This window comes from Pseudomonas sp. Sample_9 (assembly GCF_004307535.1).
In the GTDB taxonomy this organism is placed as follows: domain Bacteria; phylum Pseudomonadota; class Gammaproteobacteria; order Pseudomonadales; family Pseudomonadaceae; genus Aquipseudomonas; species Aquipseudomonas mercuritolerans.
Window position 1 is genome coordinate 1 of record NZ_RAZO01000301.1, and the last position, 1,317, is coordinate 1,317.

A 1,317-nucleotide genomic window follows, 5' to 3' on the forward strand; every position below is an offset into this window, starting at 1 on the left:
CCGACAACGGCAACATCATCCTCGACGTGTTCAACCTGCAGATCACCAACCCGGTCGAGCTGGAAGCGCAGATCAATGCCATCGTCGGCGTGGTCACCAACGGACTGTTCGCCGCGCGCCCGGCGGATTTGTTGTTGCTGGGTACCAGTGAAGGCGTGAAAACCCTGAAGGCTGAGTAACAGACTGCCCACTTGCCTTGGGCTGATAAATAAACCTGTGGAAGCGAGCCTGCTCGCGAAAGCGTCGGTTCAGTCAACATATTCAGAGACTGATCAACCGCCTTCACGAGCAGGCTCGCTCCCACAGTGTTTTGTGGTGTTGGTCAGTTTTGTGTGGGCTTCTTGAATACGTAAAACAGATTCGGCTCGCTCACCAGGTACAACGTGCCGTCATCATCCATCGCAATTCCCTCCGCCTGCGGCACGGTTTTCTGCAAACCCTGACGCCCGCCGCTGATCGACATGGTGCTCAAGGGGCGGCCGTCGACATCCAGTTCGATAATCAACCGCGACTCGTCCGACAGCGCCAGCAAGTGCCCGCTGCGCTCGTCGTACTGCAGACTCGACAGATCACGCACGAACATCCCGGCATCGCGCTTGGGGTTGTTGATCACGTGCACCGCGTAGGTCTTGTCCGGTTTGAAATGCGGAAAGCCGTGGACCTCGTAGATCAGCATCGGGTCGCGCTCTTTGGCCACGAACAACCGCTTGCCCACCGAGTCGTAAGCCAGGCCCTCGAAACCCTTGTTGCTGGACATATGCACGCCGAGGGTCATTTGCTCGGCGTCTTCGGCATCAAGAAACGTGGTGTCGGCGTCGAGGTGAATCTTGATCAGGCGTTGCTGGCGCTCGTCGGTGATCACGTAGGTGTCGGCGCTGATGTACTCGACGGCTTCCGGATCGCCAAAACCGACCAGGGCGATGCGGCGCAGGATCTTACCTTCGAGCGACAGCTCGATCAGTTCGGAATTTTTGTTGGTCACGGTGAACAGGCTTTTGCGCACCGGATCGTAGGTCAGCGCCGAGACGTCATCGTCAAGCCCCTCGATCGGCCGCGCCTCGATCGTCACCCGATACTGGTCGAGGCCGATCGCCTCGCTGCTCACCGGTTGCCACAGCGTGTGCAGGTTGAACCAGGCGCGCTCGAACAGGCGCAGGTATTGGCCGATCGCGATCAACACGATCAGGACAATCATCAACAGGACGAGGATCAGCGGTTTGGGGCGGGCAAGTCGACGCATTCAGGCAGGCTCGGATTCATGACAGGCCGATGAAATATCACGCCCGTCTGAATTGAAGCTTAATGGCCACTTGCCTC

2 protein-coding genes are annotated in these 1,317 nt (G+C 58.4%); one reads left to right on the forward strand and one right to left on the reverse strand.

The annotated features are described in order from the left end of the window. Positions 1-179: ribose-5-phosphate isomerase A (locus D6877_RS16825; protein WP_178083699.1), on the forward strand; the 179-nt coding region annotated here is incomplete at its 5' end. A 143-nt stretch (positions 180-322) separates the two neighbouring features. Here D6877_RS16825 and D6877_RS16835 read toward each other — a convergent pair. Continuing rightward, a complete protein-coding gene (locus D6877_RS16835; protein ID WP_130911511.1) occupies positions 323-1,240 on the reverse strand; it encodes an SdiA-regulated domain-containing protein in 918 nt (305 codons plus the stop codon). Positions 1,241-1,317: the final 77 nt, after the last annotated feature.